Raw genomic sequence first — 18,245 nt, forward strand, 5'->3', positions numbered from 1 at the left:
CGACCGGCCTCAGGCGCCGATCAGGGCGCGACTGCGCTCCCGGGTCAGGTACTTGACCACCCAGACCGCCGCGATACAGCAAAGCAGGGTGATCAGCGTCAGGCACAGGCGCGTGCCCAGGTACTGGGCGAAGTTCTGCTCACCCAGCAGCCGTCCGAGCATGCGATAGGCACCCGCGAGATAGCCATGCAGGAAGTAGATGGCGAAGCTGTAGGCACCAAGCAGGGCCATGCCCTTGGCCATCCGGCTCTCGGTCCGACCCGGGACCCGGATCTGCTGGCTGAAAACGGCGAAGAGCAGGAAGCACAGCGCCAGTTTCTGCAGGCCATAGAAGGCGCTGTTCAACACCGCGGCGCCGCTCAACAGTAGCAGGGCCGCCAGTAGCCAGTAGCGCGCCTGGGGCCGCTGCAGGCGCTCGCGTTGTTCGCAGGCCAGCATGCCGCACAGATAGATCGGCAGGAAGTGCAGTGCCGCCAGCAGCGGATCGGCGTCATTGGCCGGGCGTTCGGAAATGAGGAAATAGACCAGGCCAACCATGGTCGCCGCGGGCAAGAGGCCGCGGTTGACGATCCATTCAAGCGCGGGCGCGAGCAGGAAAATCAGCGTCAGGGCCGGAATGAACCACAGTGGCCCCAGATGGGCGCCGGTAGCTAGCAGCAGGGCGGTCTGGGCGAAGGGCGGCCAGTCGTGGAAGGCATTCATGTCGATCCACTCGTGGTCCTGCTTGAGTCCGGAAACGTAGAGCAGCACGGCGGGGATGGAGATCAGCAGATAGGGCAGGATGACGTTCTGCAGCTTCTTGCCCAGATAGACCTGATAGCTGTACTTGCCCAGGTTGTAGCGAAAGAAGAAGCCGGAGAGGGCGACGAAGATGCAGGTGGTTTCCAGCGACAGCAGGTTCAGGGCGATCTGCTGATGTTCGGTGGTCTGGTAGCTGCCCACGGTCATGTGGTGAAAAACGATGAGAACGGCCGCCAGGCCGCGGATCCAGTTGAGCTGAATCAGCATTGGAGGGTTTCCTTGAGGAATAGGCAAACCACGCGCTCAGCCTCGGAGAGGGGCACGGGTCTGAGAAGCGGACAGATTGGGCACGCGGTAGAGACGGCGGACAGGCTACCGCGCCCGGCAAAACTACAGGCCGGGAAGAGAGGTGAGGCGAGCAAGCCTCGGCGCCACGGGACTACAGCGGCGGGCGGCCAGCTTAAAGTATTTCAAATAAATTATTGATCGCTAATCAGAATTTCTTTTTGCAGAATATTTCCAAGGATGAAATCTGCATGCTAGAACCGCTCTAGGATGGGGCTTGGCATAAGCTCATTCTGAGCCGCCTGACCTGCCTGGCAAGGTTCGGACCCCAGCGCATCCTTGCTAGCCGACTGCCATGTTGCGCAGGAGATTCTGCTCGAGGAAGCTGACGAAGCGTTGGCGAAACAACATGGTGTGCTCGTGGGCTGCCGCTTCGGCCTCGTCGCCATCCTGGCGTTCGATGGCGGCGACGATGCGGTCATGGTCGCGACCGAGCCGGGTGGAACCTGCGCTGTTCATGATGTAGTCGAAGTGCAGGTGCAGCAGCCGCTGCCCCTCGCCCAGCAGGCGGTCGTAGCTGGCGGTGAGGTAGGCGTTCTTGCCGGCACGGGCGATCTCCAGGTGGAAGGCCTTGTTCAGTTCGGACATGGCCTGGAAGTCACCGCTGGCTACCGCGTCCAGATAACGCACGTCGGCCTGCTTGATCGCTTCCAGCTCGCCCGGCGTACGGCGAATGGCGGCCAGACGCGTGACGGCGCGCTGCAGCAGGTCCAGCGCGGACACGTAATTGGGAAATTCCTCGATCTCGAAAGGCGTCACCAGCAGGGTGCGGTTAGGCAGAATGGTGACCAGTCCTTCGCTCGCCAGCCGTGCCAGGGCGTCACGTACCGGTGAGCGTGACAGCCCGAACTGGGTCGCCAGCGAGGTCTCGTCCAGTGGCATGCCCGGCTTTAGCTGCAGGGTGAGGATCTGCCGGCGCAGTTCCTCATAGATATAGCGGCCACCGTGACGGCGGGCGGCAACGGCAGGATCGGCGTCTTTGGGGGCCATCGAGAAGGTCTTCACGCTCAAAGGTGGGGGAGGGCCAGTCTAGCATCGCACCTGCTGCGCTAACCGAAGCCCGCGCCCCAGGTGTCACTGAGCATGAAGCCGGCGGCAAGAGGATCATCGGGATCTATACCCAGCTGTTGCAGACCATACAGCCAGGCGCGCCCCGTGACCCGCGGCAGGACCGCGGGCCGGCCGGCCACCTCGGTCAGTCCGCGCAGACCAAGGGTGAATTCGCCCCCAATGGTCGAGCGTGAGGTGAGCTGATCGCCTACCTTGACCAGTCCGCGCGCCGCGAGGGTGGCCAGATTCGCGGAGCTGCCGGTGCCGCAGGGCGAGCGATCCACCCGCCCGGGTGGCAGGGTGGTGCAGGTCTGGTAGGTGCGAGCGTCCAGCCGGTGGCGGAACATCACGTAGGCGATCTCGTTGACGCTGGGCAGCAGCGGATGCTGGAGGCGGACCTGCCGCCCGATCTCGCTTTTGAGCGCCACGCCCAGTTCGGCCAGGGCTCGGGCATGCTCCGGTGCGATGCTCAGCCCGACTTGATCGACATCGATCAGCGCGTAATAGACGCCGCCAAAGGCGATGTCCACTGTCAGGGTGCCATGTTGAGCGGTAGGCACCTGCAGATCCAGGGCTTCGACGAAGGCCGGTACCATGTCCAGGGAGACATTCAGGCAGCGGCCATCGCGACACTCGGCCTGGGCCACCACCAGCCCGGCCGGGGTATCCAGCGTGACCGTGGTCAGTGGCTCCTGCATTGGCAGGATGCCCAGTTCCAGCAGCGCGGTGACCACGCAGATGCAATTGCTGCCCGACATGGGATGAGCCTTGTCCGCCTGCAGCACGATGAACCCTGCCTGGGCCTCCGGGCGGGTCGGCGGCAGCAGCAGATTGACCGACATCTGCAGGCAGCCGCGCGGTTCCAGGGTCACCAGGCGCCTCAGGCTGTCGTCCACCTCGTTGAGGTAATTCATCTTGTCGAGCATGGTCCGGCCGGGCACGTCCAACACGCCTCCGGTGATGACCTTGCCGATCTCGCCTTCGCAGTGGACGTCGGCCAGCTGTAACGTTTTCTTCCAGCGCATGGTAGCTGTCCTACTTGATGTACCAGCCCCAGGGCTGGTCGCTGTCGTAGCGGGTGATCTGCTTGGTTTCCAGGTAGTTCTGCAAGCCCCATTCCCCCAGTTCGCGGCCGATGCCGCTCTGTTTGTAGCCGCCCCAGGGGGCCTCGGTAAAGGTTGGCTGCGAGCAGTTGATCCAGACGATACCGGCGCGCAGGGCCCGGGCTACCCGCTCGCAGCGGGCCAGGTCGCGCGACATCACGGCAGCGGCCAGACCGAAGCGGGAGTCGTTGGCGCTGTGTACCGCCTCGGCTTCATCGTCGAAGGGCCGCACGCAGACCACCGGACCGAAGATCTCCTCGCGCCAGATCCAGCTGTCCTCGGCGACGTCGGCGAAGACCGTGGGTTGCACGTAGTACCCGGTGGTCAGGTGCGCCGGGCGCTCGCCGCCGGTGACCAGGCGAGCGCCTTCTTCGCGGCCGCGGGCGATGGCGGCGAGTACCTTCTCGTGCTGACCGCGACTCACCAGCGGACCGAGCAGCACGCCCGCCTCCAGACCCTGCCCCATGGTGATGCGCTGGGCCTCTTGCGCCAGGCGTTCCAGCAGCGGCTCATAGAGGTCGCGCTGCACCAGCACACGCGAGGTGGCCGAGCAGACTTCGCCCTGATTCCAGAAGATGCCGAACAGGATCCATTCGACGGCGGCGTCGAGCTCGGCGTCGGCGAAGATGACGAAGGGCGACTTGCCACCCAGCTCCAGGCTGATGTTTTTGATGTCGCGCGCGGCAGCCTGCATGATCCGGCTGCCGGTGGGCACGCTGCCGGTGAAGGCCAGCTTGTCGACGGCCGGATGCTCGGCCAACGGGGCGCCCGCGTCCGCGCCCAGGCCGGTGACCACGTTGAGGGCCCCGGGCGGCAATCCGGCCTGGTCGCAGATGCCGGCCAGTTCCAGGGCGGTCAGCGGAGTCAGCTCCGACGGCTTGAGCACCAGGGTGCAGCCGGCGGCCAGGGCTGGAGCGACCTTCCAGGCCGCCATCAGCAGTGGGAAATTCCAGGGGATGATGGCGCCGGCCACCCCGATGGGCTCTTGCCGGGCGACGGCGCTGAAGCGCGCATCGCTCAAGGCGATGGTTCGCTCGCGGTCCCGGTCCAGGCGTTCGGCCTGGTCGGCGTAGAAATCGAAGCAGCCGGCGGCGTCACCGATGTCCCACAGGGCTTCGGGGAGTGGCTTGCCATTGTCGCGCACCTCCAGCTCGGCGAGTGACTGCTGGCGCTCGCGGATCATCGCGGCGATGCGGCGCAGCACGGTCGCCCGTTCGGCGCCGCTCTGCCGCGGCCAGGGGCCTTCGTCGAAGGCGCGACGGGCCGCGTGGACAGCCAGGTCGATATCCTCGGCGGTCGCCGCGGCGACCTGGGCAAGGGGAGTCTCAAGGGCCGGATCGAGGGTCTCGAAGGTGCCGCCGCGCAATGGGCGAACCCAGTGGCCATCGATGTACAGGTGGTCGTAGCGAACCATCAGCGAAGTCCTGTCAGAAGCGCGAAGCGCGGAAAGGGTGGAGATCGAGGGTGCTCGTGCGTCCCCCGGCGAGATCGGCGATCAGCCGTCCCGTGGTAGCGCCCAGGGTCAGGCCGAGCTGGCCGTGACCGAAGGCGAGCAATACATTGGTCAGGCGCTGGCTGCGGTCGATGATCGGCTTGGTATCGGGCAGGAAGGGCCGATAGCCCACGCCATATTCGAAATCCGTGGTCCGCAGCTGCGGCAGCACGCGCCGGGCCTTTTCCAGAATGATGTCGGCCCGGGCGAAGTTGGGTTTGGCGCCCTCGCCGGCGAATTCGATGGTGCCGCCGATCTGCAGGCCGCGGGTCATGGGCGCGAAGCAGAAGCCGCCATCGGCATAGATGGTGGAGTGGCGGATCTCGACTTCGGGCTCTGGCAGCACCACCTGGTAGCCGGCGATTCCTGCCAGGGGTATCGAAAGTCCGAGCTGGCCAAAGAAGGCCCGCGAGCCATTGCCCGCGGCGATGACCACCCGCTCGGCCGGCAGGCGGCGCCCGTCGGCCAGCGTCACCCCGGTGGCCTGTCCCTGGTATTCGTCGATCCGCGTCACCCGCTCGCGAATCCGGCGGCCGCCCGCCTGTTCGAAGCTGTCGGTAAGGGCGGCGATGAAGCCTTCGGTATCGCTGACCGCTCGCCAATCGGGAAACAGCAGGCCGTGTTTGAACCGACCGGCGAAGGCTGGCTCCAGATCGGCGATGGCGGCGGCATCCAGTTCTTCCACCTGGAAACCCAGGCGCTCGCGTAACTCGAAGTGGTGACGCTCCTGGGCCAGTCCCTGGGGCGTGTCGAACACTTCGAGGATGGGCCGCTCGCCGAGCAGGCTTCGGTCGGGACAGGCCTCCAGCAGTACCCCGTAGTCGCGGTAGACGTCGCGGGTCAGGGTCGCCAGTTCCGCGGCGATTTCCTGGATGCGCGTTGGGCGGGCGCAGGCCAGGAATCTCAGGAACCACGGCAGGATGCCAGGCAAGGCGCTGGGCCGTAGCGCCAGCGGACCCCGCTGGTCCAGCAACCAGCCGGGCAGCTTCTTCAGGATGCCCGGCTTGGACAGGGGCACCACCTCGCTGACGGCCATCTGGCCACAGCTCCACTTGGCCGTGCTGTCGCCTGGTGCGGCAGGGTCGACCAGCGTCACCGCCAGCCCATCCCGTTGCAGCCAGAGGGCGCAGCACACCCCGACGATACCGCCCCCGACCACTATCGCGGTCCGGGGAACGCCTGACTCCTGGTTCATAGTGCTCTCTCGCTGGATGACGACCTGTCATGCGGACCGGATGGCGACCCATCCCGCCGGGCGGGTAAAGGCGCCTCCACGGTACCCACGTGGTATGGCTCTGGCCTTTCCGGCGCCTGGCCTGTGAAGCCGCCGAAGCTGGGGTTCATGGAAATCCTCCACCCACCCCCCTTGGCGCCGGGGTGGGCTATCCCATCAGCGTTGCGAGGCTTCGAAGACGGCGCGGAAGTCGGCCTTCTCGGCGTCGCTCAGCGGCAACAGCGGCAGGCGCGCGTTACCCGAGTTGAACCCGGCCAGCTCGCATCCGTACTTCACCTTCTGGATGAACTTGCCCTGCTCCATGCTCGCCATCACCGGGAACAGCGAACGCATGACCGCCTGAGCCCCCTGGATGTCGCCGGCGGTGAAGGCCTTGTGGAAGGCGACGATCTGATCCGGGAAACAGTTGGCCGGCCCGCAGATCCAACTGGTGGCGCCCCACAGGAAGAAGTCCAGTGCCTGGTCATCCGAGCCGCAGGACAACTGGTAGGCGCCCTTGAAGGTCTCGCCGATCTCGATGGCGCGCAACAGATTGCCCGAGCTTTCCTTGATGCCGATGACGCGCGGGTGATCGCGAAAGGCTTCCAGCACCGACGTGCCGACTTCGACGTTGGTGCGGATGGGGTAGTTGTAGAGGATGACGTTGATGTCGGCGAAGGTATCCAGCACGACCTGATAATGGTTGATCAGCTCTTCCTGGGTCGGCAGGGCATAGAAGGGTGGGGCCAGCAGGATGTTGCTGAAGCCGCATTCGATGGCCTGGCGAATCTGCTCGATCACCTCCCGGGTGCTGGCACCGTTGCAGTTGGCGATCAGGGTGCCCTTGCCTTCGGCTACCTCCTTGACCGTCTGCAGGACCAGGCGGCGTTCGGCGTTGTCGAGGGCGTAGTACTCGCCGGTGGAGCCCAGGGCCACGAAGCCGGACACCCCAGCCTTGAGCTGGTAGTCGACGATGGAGGCGAGCGTCGCGCAATCGACCTTGCCGGCCTTGTCGAACGGGGTGACGAGAGCGGGAAGGATGCCGTGCATGTTCATGGAGTTACCTCTTGGGGATGGGGGTTCAGTAGGCGAAGCGTCTCAGCAGTCGGGCCTCGACGAGACCGACCAGACGGGTCAGGGGAAAGGCGATGCAGAAGTAGATGACGGCGACCGCCGAGAGGAACTCGACCGGTCGCGCCGTGCTGTTGGAAAGGTTCTGGCCGACGAACATTAGGTCCGCCACCCCGACCGAGGAGATCAGGGCGCTTTCCTTGAACAGGCTGATGACGTTCGAGAGCAGCGGCGGTATGGCGCGCAGCAGCGCCTGGGGAAAGATTACATAGAGCACCTTCACCCCGGGCGTCAGGCCGAGGGCCACGCAGGCATCGTGCTGTTCGCCGGCGATGGACTTGAGGGCGCCACGAAAGGTCTCGCTGGTGATGGCTGCCATGAACAGGGTCAGGGAGATCACTACCGACACATAGGGCGAGATCGACAGGCCGAACACCACGGGAAAGCAGAAGAACACCCAGAAGAGCTGGATCAGTAATGGCGTGCCGCGAAAGAACTCCACATAGAGCCGGACCGGCGCCCGCAGCAGGCGACTGGGTGCCAGCTGGACCAGGCTCAGCCCGAAGCCCAGCAGGCTGCCCACCAGGGCGCAGCCGAGGGTGATGGTCAAGGTCAGCCCCAGGCCCTTGAGCAGCACCTGCCAGTAGCCGAGGACGACGGAGAAGTCGAGGTGCATATCCATCTCAGCGCTCCAGGGCCGCGTCTTGGCGGCGTTCGACGAACCGCACCAGCTGGGCGATCGGCAGGGACAGGGCGAAGTAGATCAGGGCGATCAGCGAGTAGGTTTCCAGCGGGCGATAGGCTTCGGTGGCGATGGACTTGCCGATGTACATCAGGTCGGCCACGGCCACGATGGCGACCAGGGCGCTCTGCTGGAGGATGCCTATGCCATTGGTCATCAGTACCGGCAGGGCGCTGCGCAGCGCCTGCGGCAGCACTACATAGAGGGTACGGTTCAGTGGTCCCAGGCCGAGAGCGACGCTGGCATCCAGATGCTCACGCGGCACGGCCTGTACGCCGGCGCGGTAGGCCTCGGCATTGAAGGCGGTGAGGTTCAGGCCCAGCGCCAGCACGCCCATGGTGATGGGGTCGACGAAGACGTTGAACAGCATGGGCACGCAATAGAAGAACCAGACGATCTGCAGCAGGACCGGGGTGCAGCGGAAGAACTCGATGAACAGCTGGGCGGGCAGCCTTACCAGGCGCCAGCGGTTCAGGGTCAGCAGGCACAGCAGGAAACCCAGCACCAGGCCCATGAGATTGGCGGCCAGGGCGAGTTGCAGGGTCACCTTGAGGCCCTGCCAGAGCGGGCCCAGGGTGCCGTTGAGGAAATGGAAGTCGAATTGGTAGTTCATGGCGCCGTCCTCAATCCAGGTGCAGGACCTTTTCCAGGAATTCCCGGGTACGGGGCTCGCGTGGACGGCGGAACAGTTCCTCGGGCGGGCCTTCCTCGACCGGCCGGCCGTTGGCGCAGAACACCACGCGGGTCGCGATGTGCTTGGCGAAGTGCATGTCGTGGGTGACGATGATCATCGCCATGCGCTGCTCGGCCAGCTGCAGCATCACGTTCTGCACCTCGATCACCATTTCCGGGTCGAGGGCGGAGGTGACCTCGTCGAAGAGCATCAGCGCCGGTTCGAGCATCAACGCGCGGGCGATGGCGACCCGCTGCTTCTGGCCACCCGAGAGCTGGCTGGGGTAGGCGTGCAGCTTGCTTTCCAGGCCCAGGCGGGCGAGGTACAGCCGGGCCTTTTCGGTGGCTTCCGCGCGGGACAGCCCGCGCACCTTCATGGGCGCCAGGACCAGATTGCCCAGCACCGACAGGTGGGGAAACAGGGTGTAGTGCTGGAAGACCATGCCGATCTGCCGGTGCAGTTCTCGATCCAGCACCTGACTGCGTCCGTTGCGACCTTCTATATAGGGCTGGCCCTGGAAGTGGATGCGGCCGTCCTGGATGCTTTCCAGCCCCATCATCACGCGCAGCAGCGAACTCTTGCCGCTGCCACTCGGGCCGATGATCACCAGACGGTCGTCGGCACGCATGTCCAGGCAGAAGTCGTCCATGACCTTGAGATCCGGGCCATAGCTCTTGCACACGTGCTGGAACTGGACGAAGCCATCGGGACCCGGGCGGGCCTCCGGCGTGGCGGTGGCAAGGGGCGTCGGCATGATGGAAACGGCTTTCATAGGGGCGAACTCCGGTAAGGACTCGTCAGGACGAGTCCTTTGTCTCAGCGGCGGGTTACGGGGCTTTCTGGGCGTTGACCTGCTCGGAGGCCTTGTCCACGAGGGCGGCGATCTCACCCGTCTCGCGACGCTGGGTGAGATAGATGTTCAACACCTGCATGTCGGCCCAGGAGATGTCGCGGCGCACGCCGAAGGCCACGCCCTGCTTGGCCAGCGCCGGCTTGGGCATCACTTCTTTGGCCCAGGTGGGGTTGGCGATGGCGAAGAGGTGATTGGTGTCGCTGGCGTCGACCAGCACGTCGGCGCGGCGCGACATCACCGCCAGACGTGTCTCGTCCATACCGGGCAGACGCATCACGGTCCCTTGCTTGATGACGGCGGAGATCGCCTTGTCCGCGGCCGTACCGGACATCACTGCGAAGGTCACGCCGGGTTTGTCGTAGTCCGCCAAGGTCTCGCCGGCCTGGGCCAGCTTGGGGTTGTCCTTGTTCAGCAACAGCGAGATCTGATAGTCGGTGGCGGCCGTGCTGAAGGCCACGGCCAGGGCCCGCTCGGGGGTCTGGTTGAGTGCCATGGCCAGATCCCACTTGCCGCCCTGCAGGCCGGCGACCAGGTTGTCCCAGTTGGTGTCGACGAACTCCACCTTGACCTTGAGCACCCGCTCGCCGAAGTCGCGGCACAGATCGACGAAGTAGCCGCTGTATTTCGCCGAGGCGGCATCGCGCATCACATAGGGCGCGGCGACTGCGGCCCCGCATTTCAAGACGCCGGCTTTCTGGACCTGCTGCCACACACCGGCCTGCTCGGCCTGAGCGGCCGGCTGCCAGAGCAGGGCGCCGGCGATTGCCAGACTACCCAGGACTGCACGAAGGGATTGCGAACGCGATAGACGCCGAGCCATAGCTGCTACTCCATTTGGACGATTGTTATAGGCAGGAGGCAAAAAAGCTTTTTTGTGTGTGTTTTTGTATTCAGCGCTGCATGCAGATTAGGAGTGGCGAAATCGGGCTGTCAACGACCTTCGTCATCGAAGAAGCGGACTGCCAAAGCGGGCCTCGGCTGCAAAGATGAGGTAAGGCGTTGTTTTCTCGATATAAAACGATGGTGAGAGGCGGAGGAAAAAAATTTTGCAGACGCCCGATACCTAAATTGCGTGAGTTTTTATAAATTCAAGCGCAAGAAAAAAGCCATTTAACTCACGCAAGGTGCGGCGCATTCTGCAGGCTCATCGTCCCGCCCGAGGCCCTGTCATGAACCAGCCGCTGACCGTTTCCCCGCCCGTCTCCGCCCAGCTCAATCTGCGCGCCCACTGGATGCCCTTCACCGCCAATCGCGCCTTCCAGAAGGATCCACGCATCGTGGTGGCCGCCGAGGGCAGTTGGCTGACGGACGATCAGGGGCGGCGCATCTATGACAGCCTGTCCGGTCTCTGGACCTGCGGCGCCGGGCATTCGCGCAAGGAAATCCAGGAGGCCGTGGCGCGTCAGCTGGGCACCCTCGACTACTCGCCAGGCTTCCAGTACGGCCATCCGCTGTCCTTCCAGCTGGCCGAGAAGATGGCCGAGCTGACCCCGGCGGGTCTGGACCACGTCTTCTTCACCGGCTCGGGTTCCGAGAGCGCCGATACCTCGGTCAAGCTTGCGCGGGCCTACTGGCGCATCAAGGGTCAGCCGGCCAAGACCAAGCTGATCGGTCGTGCCCGTGGCTACCATGGCGTCAACATCGCCGGTACCAGCCTGGGCGGCATCGGCGGCAACCGGAAGATGTACGGCTCCTTCATGGACGTCGACCACCTGCCCCATACCCTGCAACCCGGCATGGCCTTCACCAGGGGCATGGCCGAGACCGGTGGCGTCGAGTTGGCCAATGAACTGCTCAAGCTGATCGAACTGCACGATGCCTCGAACATTGCTGCCGTCATCGTCGAGCCCATGTCAGGTTCGGCCGGGGTGATCGTGCCGCCGGTGGGCTATCTGCAACGCCTGCGCGAGATCTGTACCCAGCACGACATCCTGCTGATCTTCGACGAGGTCATCACTGCCTTTGGCCGCATGGGACGTCACACCGGCGCCGAATACTTCGGCGTGACGCCAGACCTGATGAACGTCGCCAAGCAGGTCACCAATGGCGCCGTACCCCTGGGGGCGGTAATCGCCAGCAGCGCCATCTATGACACCTTCATGAATCAGGCCACGCCGGAGCACATGGTGGAGTTTCCCCACGGCTACACCTATTCGGCCCACCCGGTGGCTTGCGCGGCAGGCCTGGCGGCGCTGGAGCTCATGGAGCGGGAGAACCTCGTACAACAGGCCGCCGAGCTGGCGCCGATGTTCGAAGCCTCGCTGCATGGCCTCAAGGGTGCCAAGCACGTGGTGGATATCCGCAACTGCGGCCTGGCCGGTGCCCTGCAGCTCGCGCCGCGCGATGGCGATGCGGTGATCCGCCCCTATGAGGCCGGTATCGCCCTGTGGAAGGCCGGCTTCTATGTCCGCTTCGGGGGCGACACCTTGCAATTCGGGCCTACCTTCAATGCCAAGCCCGAGGACCTGGACCGCGTCTTCGCCGCCGTCGGCGACGTCCTCAACCGCCTCGACTGATTTCCCTTTTCTGGCGCTCCCCTGGGGAGCGCCAACCTCTCGTACAAGGAGTCCCTTCATGAGTCTCAAGCATCTCATCGGCGGCCAACTGGTCGACGGTGGCAGCCGCCGCGCGCCGGTCTATAACCCTTCCACCGGCGCGGTGATCCGCGAAGTGCCCCTGGCCGATGCCGCCACCCTGCAACAGGCCATCGATGCCGCTCAGGCTGCCTTTCCGGCCTGGCGCAACACCCCGCCGGCCAAGCGCGCCCAGGTGCTGTTCCGCTTCAAGCAACTGTTGGAGAGTAACGAAGAGCGCCTGGTCCAGTTGATCAGCGAGGAGCATGGCAAGACCCTGGAAGACGCCGCCGGTGAATTGCGTCGCGGCATCGAGAACGTCGAATACGCCACTGCCGCCCCCGAGCTGCTCAAGGGCGAGTACAACCGCAATGCTGGTCCCAGCATCGACACCTGGTCCGACTTCCAGCCCCTGGGCGTGGTGGCCGGCATCACCCCCTTCAACTTCCCGGCCATGGTGCCCCTGTGGATGTATCCGCTGGCCATCGCCTGCGGCAATACCTTCATCCTCAAGCCCAGCGAGCGCGACCCTAGTTCCACCCTGGCCATCGCCCAGCTGTTCGAAGAAGCTGGTCTGCCCAAGGGCGTGCTCAACGTGGTGCATGGCGACAAGGAAGCCGTCGACGGCTTGATCGACGCCCCCGAGGTCAGGGCACTGAGCTTCGTTGGCTCCACCCCCATCGCCGAGTACATCTATGCCCGCGGCACGGCCAAGGGCAAGCGCGTCCAGGCCCTGGGCGGCGCCAAGAACCACGCGGTGGTCATGCCCGATGCCGACCTGGGCAACACCGTCAATGCCCTGATGGGTGCCGCCTACGGCTCTTGCGGCGAGCGCTGCATGGCCATCTCGGTGGCGGTCTGCGTCGGTGATCAGGTCGCCGATGCGCTGATCGCCCGCCTGGTACCGGAGATCGAGAAACTCAAGGTCGGTCCGGGCACCCAATGTGGCCTGGACATGGGCCCGCTGGTGACCGGCGCGCACCTGGACAAGGTCACCGGCTACGTCGCCGATGGCGTGGCCACGGGTGCCAAGCTGGTGGTGGACGGCCGCAGCCTCAAGGTCGCCGATCACGAGGACGGCTTCTTCCTCGGCGGCTGCCTGTTCGATCAGGTCACCCCGGAGATGCGCATCTACAAGGAGGAGATCTTCGGGCCGGTACTCTGCGTGGTACGGGTCAAGAGCCTGGAAGAGGGCATCGCCCTGATCAACGCCCACGAATACGGTAACGGCACCTGCATCTTCACCCGCGATGGCGAAGCGGCCCGGCTGTTCGCCGACCAGATCGAAGTAGGCATGGTCGGCATCAACGTGCCCCTGCCGGTGCCGGTGGCCTACCACAGCTTCGGTGGCTGGAAGAGATCGCTGTTTGGCGACCTTCACGCCTATGGCCCCGACGGCGTGCGCTTCTACACCCGTCGCAAGACCATCACCCAGCGCTGGCCGCAACGTGAGACCCATGAGGCCTCGCAGTTCGCCTTCCCCAGCAACGGCTGACTCAGGCGGGTGGTGGCAAAGCTGGCGTCACAGGCGCCAGCTTTGCTGCGTCAGCACTCTCCAACGTCCTGCTGGCAGTTGAATTGAGGCGAATTGAAGCTTCTCTCGCGCATGGACTTCCTCGACGGCTATGGCTCCAGTCAAGGCTGGACACTCCCTGTCTTGGCTGGTGGAGCGGCGTGCCACCCAGTGCATGCTTTCTGTTCAGACGCTTATTGCCAGAGAAAAAGATGAACAAACCCTTGCTTGGTCAGACGGTATTGGTCACTGGCGCATCTGGCGATATTGGAGGGGCCATCGTTCGGCAGATAGCTGGCCAAGGGGCCGAGGTCATCATCCATTACAGTAGAGATAGAGGACGTGCCGAGCATCTGCTCGCCAGTATCGGTGGCGCTGGGCATCTCGTTTGTGGCGACCTAGGAACCAAGGGTGGGCCTCTTGAATTGTGGCACCAAGCTATGGCGATTACGGGTCGTATAGATGCCTTGGTGAATAATGCAGGTGTGCGCAACGAGGTTTCGGTGGAGGCTGCCCCTGCGGAATGGCAGGGGACTTGGCGGAAAGAGTTTCAGATCAATTTCTTTGCCGCAGCGGACCTATGCAAGGAGGCCATAATCCATTTCAGGTCGAACGGAGGTGGCCGCATCGTCAATATGGCAAGCCGGGCCGGGCAGCGGGGCTATTCCGCTGATGCCATGCAGTATGGGGCGTCGAAAGCGGCACTCATCAATCTGACCAAATCTATTGCTACCTCATTCGGCGCTGACGGGATCACTGCTGTGGCTATAGCGCCTGGCTGGGTGGGTACCGAAATGGCAGAAAGCTTCATGGCTATTCATGGTCAGCAAGCTGTGACGCGGGATATCCCGATAGGCCGGGCTGTTGCACTGGAAGAACTTGCCGAGTTGGTAGCCTTTGTTCTACGGCCTTCGCAGCGCTCATTAAACGGCGCCACTCTTGATATCAATGGTGGGAGCTACATCCGATAACGATGCCTGCATCTTCACCCGTGCAGTGAGGCGACACCGCTATTCGTTTTCCGTAGCAACGACTGAAGGTTGGAAAAACCCATTCCTTGGCCTGCCGCACAGCAGGCCAGCCAAGGAAGGCTTTACCCTTCGGCTGCCCTCCATTGCCGAAGCTTCCATGCCTGCCTCTACCTTCACAGCCGTCGCTCGTCTCGGGTGTGTGATTGGCCTCCTGCTCGCGAGTCTGACTGGCTGCAGCCGCCAGGCCGCCCATGATATCGCCCAGCAATTCGGCAAGACCCGCCCCAGCGAATTCCTGCAGACCAGCTCCGATCGCATGGCTACCCTTGCCATGCAGGCCAACCTGCAGAGCCTGTACCTGCTGATGAACAAGCTCTATCTGCGCAATCCGGCCGAGTGGAAGAAGACCGGCCTGCCCGATGCCGCCAGCGCCGAGCGGGAGATCCGCACGGCCATCGAGCAGCGCCGCAGCCTGCCGGCCCTGGGCGGGCGACGCGATGTGGCGGCCCTGAGCTACGTGCTGGACGACGACTATCACGGCGACCGTGTCGGCGCCTTCATCTACGCCATTGGCAGCATGATCATCGCGGCCCATGGCAATCGCACCGAGTTCTACATCACCGATGTGGTGAATGCGCGCTTCGTCAACAACGCCGCCCGCAACATCGAGAAGGCCACCTGGCTGCTGGGCCAGCGCAAGAATGCCGACGGCGAACCCCTGCTGTTCGCCAACGAGATCTCGGAGGAGGGCAGCAACCTCAGCTTCGCCACCGAGTTCGGCAAGATCGTCGCCCGGCTGGACCTGCTCGCCCAGTTGCTGGACGAGCGCTACCGGCGCATCGGCGTCAACTACGCCCAGAGTCTGCTGTTCATCAATTTCCTGCCGGTGCAGTAGCGGTTACAGCGGCTTCGTCAGTTCCTTGGCCCGGTCGTAGGCCTTGGAGAACCCCTTGAGCGACAGGCTTTCGCTGGCGGTCTCGCCATTGGCGACCGGCGTGGTCACGGTCAGGCGACCGCCGCGCTGCAGCTGCTTGAAGACATCGCCGACGAACTCCACCGGCACCACGCAGCCCTGGGGAATGCAGGTATGGAAGGGGCGATTCTCCAGGCTGCGCTTGTCGATCTGCAGCGAGATCGGCTTGGTCACGGCCACGCCGAACGGCAGCACCAGGATGCCGTCCACGCCTTCGCGATTGGGGCGTAGTTCGGTGACCAGCATGCGCTGGCCCTTGGCGCTGTCCTTCTGCTGGGTCAGGGCGCAGAGCTGCGCGGAGCGCTCCGCGTTGCGGGCGATGCGGCAGATCACCTGCCAGTCGCCATACTTCTCCGTGACCGACGGCTGCGGTTCCTGGGCGTTGTTGGGCGCCGACTGGGCGAAGGCCTGGCCGGCGAGCAGCAGAGGCGCAAGGAACAGGGCCGGGCGGAGGAAGCGATAAGACATGGAGAGTCCTTGGCAGGGAAAAAGAGCCTCAAGGGTAGGCCATCGCTCCGCCAGCGAACACCCCGGTACGACGATCAGACCTTTTTGACGAACTCGGATTTGAGCTTCATCGCACCGATGCCATCGATCTTGCAGTCGATGTCGTGATCGCCATCGACCAGGCGGATGTTCTTGACCTTGGTGCCGACCTTGACCACCAGGGACGAGCCCTTGACCTTGAGGTCCTTGATCACGCTGACGGTGTCGCCGTCCTGCAGAGGGTTGCCGACGGCATCGCGGATCACCTTGGTTTCATCGCCGGCGCCGGCTTCACCGGGCGTCCATTCATGGGCGCATTCCGGGCAGATCAGTTGATCACCGTCGGCATAGGTGTATTCGGATGCGCAGAGGGGGCAGGGCGGTAGAGCGGTCATGGCGGGGGCACCTGGCTGGAAAAGCCGCGCATTGTATAGGGTTTTTGCCCTGTCAGGTGTCTGGGTACGCCTCCGACTCTAGGCTACGAGCTGCACCTCGACGACGGTGCCATTGTCATTTCGATAGCGCGCCTCGCCACCGAGCTGCTCGGCCAGGCTGTTGATGATCTTGAAGCCCAGGCGCTGGCTGGTGCGCGGATTGAACTGCTGTGGCATGCCCCGACCGTTGTCGGCGATACGCAGCAGCAGGCGCTGATCTTCTTCACGTTGCAGGCTGATGCTGATCAGGCCGCGCTGGCTGTCCTCGAAGGCATGCTTGAGGGAATTGGTGACCACTTCCGCCACCAGCATCGACAGGGTGGTCAGGCGCGAGAGATCGAAATTCAGCGGCTCGGCGTTGATGGCGCAGGACACATTGGACTGTCCTGCCGCGGCCAGCAGATCGCTGGTGAGCAGCTGCAGGTGGTGAGCCACTGGCTGGTCGGCATCGGCGGGGTCGTGCAGGCGCCGATGAATGCGCGAGATGCTTTCCAGTCGCGAGCGCGCCTCTTCCAAGGCCAGGGAGGCCTGGCTGTCACCGGGCAGCTTGAGCTGCTGCAGCATGAGCAGCGAGGCGATGAACTGGATGTTGTTGGCCACCCGGTGCTGCAATTCCTGGAACATCGTCGTCTGGACGTTGTAGAGGTCGTGGATCACCTGCTGCTCGGCGCGCAGTCGGGCGCTTGCCCTGTGCATGTAGTGGATCAGGGCGATGTCCACTCCGACGATGACGACGTAGAAGGCCAGGGCCAGAAAGCCCTGGGCACCGACATCGAAGGTCCAGCCCGGAGGAATGAAGAAGTACCAGGCCGCGAGACCGGAAAGCATTGCACAGAGGACGCCGGCACGCGTGCCGCAGAAGAAGGCGGTCAGGATCACCGCCGGAAAGAAGGTCAGGTAAGGAAAGCCCTGCATTAGGATATCGGCCAGGGCGAAACGTGCGCCCAAGGCCAGGGCGAAGGCCAGTAGAGCGAGGCCGTAAGCCTGCGCCGGACGAGCTCGGATCGTACTGCTGAGATCGCTGATCCAATGACGACGAGACGACGGATCCAAGGCTCTAACCTGTGGTGTAGATAACGGCGGCGCAAGCTTAACGCAAAGCCGTCTCGCTTAGGGGGGGCGGGCGCATCAAAGGCGCCTTTGCCCGGTCCGACGGCGGCATCCTGTACAAGACTTGGACCGCTTCAGCCGTTTCGTCGACTCGCGGACCAGGCGGGTACCTTTCTTGTACAACAGTACCCTTGGTCGTATAGCTGAGGACGCTAGCGAATTGCTATGGTCAAACCATTGCAAATCTTTCAATCACAGGATCCGCTCATGAATCGCCAGCGTGTGCTAGTCGCCGAGGATGAGCCTGTTCTGCGAGAGCTATTGCAGGAGCTTTTCGAAGGCTGGGGTTATCAGGTGGATGCCTTCGGCAGTGCCGACGCGGCCTGTGCCTTCCTGCAGGAAGCGCAGCCCACGCTGGATCTGCTCTTTACCGATGTGCGGATGCCAGGCCTGCTGAGCGGTGTCGATCTGGCACTTCAGGCACGTGACCGCCAGGCGGGCCTGCCCATCGTCATCACTTCGGGCTATTGCGACGAAAATCCGGCTTCTGCGGCTCGTGCCACCTTTCTGCCCAAGCCCTGGGATCTGGAGATGCTGCACCGTAGTTGTCCCCAGCCCGTTACGCAGTAGCTCGCTGTCTGGGCGACTGCGGTCGCGTTGATCCTGAGCCACATGGCGAATCGCTGTGGCCCCAAGGTCTTTGCGAAACAGCGAGGGATAGTCGCGGATCTTCCCTGGCAGCCGAGGTGGTACTGCGTCTACACGATGAAAATCGCACCCAAACAAAAAGCCCGTAGCGGTTACCCGCTACGGGCTTTTTCAAATTTTGGCTCCGCGACCTGGACTCGAACCAGGGACCCAATGATTAACAGTCATTTGCTCTACCGACTGAGCTATCGCGGAACAACGGGGCGTATCTTACTGATAGATAACGGGAAGTCAAGCCTCGGCGGCACCAGAAA

General features: G+C 63.8%; 18 protein-coding genes and 1 tRNA gene. 5 read left to right on the top strand and 14 right to left on the bottom strand.

Going from position 1 to position 18,245, the window contains the following annotated elements; genetic code table 11:
• Positions 1-9 precede the first annotated feature (9 nt).
• The 10 genes from ACUCV0_RS07505 to ACUCV0_RS07550 form a co-directional block, all read right to left on the bottom strand.
• Positions 10-1,008, bottom strand: a complete 999-nt coding sequence (locus ACUCV0_RS07505; RefSeq protein ID WP_059315587.1) for an acyltransferase family protein — start codon at positions 1,006-1,008, stop codon at positions 10-12.
• 360 nt (positions 1,009-1,368) lie between these two features.
• A complete protein-coding gene (locus ACUCV0_RS07510) occupies positions 1,369-2,076 on the bottom strand; it encodes a GntR family transcriptional regulator (protein ID WP_059315586.1) in 708 nt (235 codons plus the stop codon).
• Between the two features lie 59 nt (positions 2,077-2,135).
• Positions 2,136-3,161, bottom strand: coding sequence for a proline racemase family protein (locus tag ACUCV0_RS07515; protein ID WP_482212420.1), 1,026 nt, complete (start codon positions 3,159-3,161; stop codon positions 2,136-2,138).
• Between the two features lie 10 nt (positions 3,162-3,171).
• Positions 3,172-4,653 (bottom strand): aldehyde dehydrogenase family protein, encoded by a 1,482-nt coding sequence (locus tag ACUCV0_RS07520; protein ID WP_482212421.1) that lies wholly within the window; start codon positions 4,651-4,653, stop codon positions 3,172-3,174.
• Between the two features lie 13 nt (positions 4,654-4,666).
• On the bottom strand, positions 4,667-5,926 hold the full coding sequence (locus ACUCV0_RS07525) for an NAD(P)/FAD-dependent oxidoreductase (protein ID WP_482212422.1): 1,260 nt from the start codon (positions 5,924-5,926) through the stop codon (positions 4,667-4,669).
• A gap of 195 nt (positions 5,927-6,121) precedes the next feature.
• The gene (locus ACUCV0_RS07530; protein WP_017642041.1) at positions 6,122-7,000 is read right to left on the bottom strand and encodes a dihydrodipicolinate synthase family protein; all 879 of its coding nucleotides are present in this window, start codon (positions 6,998-7,000) and stop codon (positions 6,122-6,124) included.
• Positions 7,001-7,025: 25 nt separating this feature from the next.
• Entirely contained in the window at positions 7,026-7,691 is a 666-nt protein-coding gene (locus ACUCV0_RS07535; RefSeq protein ID WP_271655853.1) for an amino acid ABC transporter permease, read from the bottom strand.
• Between the two features lie 7 nt (positions 7,692-7,698).
• Complete coding sequence (locus ACUCV0_RS07540) at positions 7,699-8,370, bottom strand: amino acid ABC transporter permease (RefSeq protein ID WP_017642043.1); 672 nt, start codon at positions 8,368-8,370, stop codon at positions 7,699-7,701.
• A 10-nt stretch (positions 8,371-8,380) separates the two neighbouring features.
• Positions 8,381-9,184: an amino acid ABC transporter ATP-binding protein gene (locus ACUCV0_RS07545; RefSeq protein ID WP_482212587.1), complete on the bottom strand. Its 804-nt coding sequence runs from the start codon at positions 9,182-9,184 to the stop codon at positions 8,381-8,383.
• Between the two features lie 73 nt (positions 9,185-9,257).
• Positions 9,258-10,103, bottom strand: a complete 846-nt coding sequence (locus tag ACUCV0_RS07550; RefSeq protein ID WP_017642045.1) for a transporter substrate-binding domain-containing protein — start codon at positions 10,101-10,103, stop codon at positions 9,258-9,260.
• 349 nt (positions 10,104-10,452) lie between these two features.
• On the opposite strand from ACUCV0_RS07550, the gene aptA reads away from it, so the two are divergent.
• The 4 genes from aptA (at position 10,453) to ACUCV0_RS07570 (ending at position 15,235) form a co-directional block, all read left to right on the top strand.
• A complete protein-coding gene (gene aptA, locus ACUCV0_RS07555; RefSeq protein ID WP_482212423.1) occupies positions 10,453-11,799 on the top strand; it encodes an omega-aminotransferase AptA in 1,347 nt (448 codons plus the stop codon).
• 58 nt (positions 11,800-11,857) lie between these two features.
• Entirely contained in the window at positions 11,858-13,351 is a 1,494-nt protein-coding gene (locus ACUCV0_RS07560; protein WP_482212424.1) for a CoA-acylating methylmalonate-semialdehyde dehydrogenase, read from the top strand.
• A 230-nt stretch (positions 13,352-13,581) separates the two neighbouring features.
• The gene (locus ACUCV0_RS07565; protein ID WP_482212425.1) at positions 13,582-14,340 is read left to right on the top strand and encodes an SDR family NAD(P)-dependent oxidoreductase; all 759 of its coding nucleotides are present in this window, start codon (positions 13,582-13,584) and stop codon (positions 14,338-14,340) included.
• A gap of 157 nt (positions 14,341-14,497) precedes the next feature.
• Entirely contained in the window at positions 14,498-15,235 is a 738-nt protein-coding gene (locus ACUCV0_RS07570) for a hypothetical protein (protein WP_482212426.1), read from the top strand.
• Positions 15,236-15,238: 3 nt separating this feature from the next.
• On the opposite strand, the gene ACUCV0_RS07575 is transcribed toward ACUCV0_RS07570, so the two are convergent.
• The 3 genes from ACUCV0_RS07575 to ACUCV0_RS07585 all read right to left on the bottom strand — a co-directional run bounded on the left by ACUCV0_RS07575 (position 15,239) and on the right by ACUCV0_RS07585 (position 17,286).
• On the bottom strand, positions 15,239-15,781 hold the full coding sequence (locus ACUCV0_RS07575) for an invasion associated locus B family protein (RefSeq protein WP_059315576.1): 543 nt from the start codon (positions 15,779-15,781) through the stop codon (positions 15,239-15,241).
• Between the two features lie 74 nt (positions 15,782-15,855).
• Positions 15,856-16,194, bottom strand: a complete 339-nt coding sequence (locus ACUCV0_RS07580) for a zinc ribbon domain-containing protein YjdM (RefSeq protein WP_313648959.1) — start codon at positions 16,192-16,194, stop codon at positions 15,856-15,858.
• 78 nt (positions 16,195-16,272) lie between these two features.
• Entirely contained in the window at positions 16,273-17,286 is a 1,014-nt protein-coding gene (locus ACUCV0_RS07585) for a sensor histidine kinase (protein WP_482212427.1), read from the bottom strand.
• A 264-nt stretch (positions 17,287-17,550) separates the two neighbouring features.
• Here ACUCV0_RS07585 and ACUCV0_RS07590 point away from each other — a divergent pair, with 264 nt between their 5' ends.
• Positions 17,551-17,913, top strand: a complete 363-nt coding sequence (locus ACUCV0_RS07590; protein WP_059315573.1) for a response regulator — start codon at positions 17,551-17,553, stop codon at positions 17,911-17,913.
• A 197-nt stretch (positions 17,914-18,110) separates the two neighbouring features.
• Here ACUCV0_RS07590 and ACUCV0_RS07595 read toward each other — a convergent pair.
• Positions 18,111-18,186 (bottom strand) — tRNA-Asn (locus ACUCV0_RS07595).
• Positions 18,187-18,245: the final 59 nt, after the last annotated feature.

This window comes from Pseudomonas sp. VMV1 (assembly GCF_056790235.1).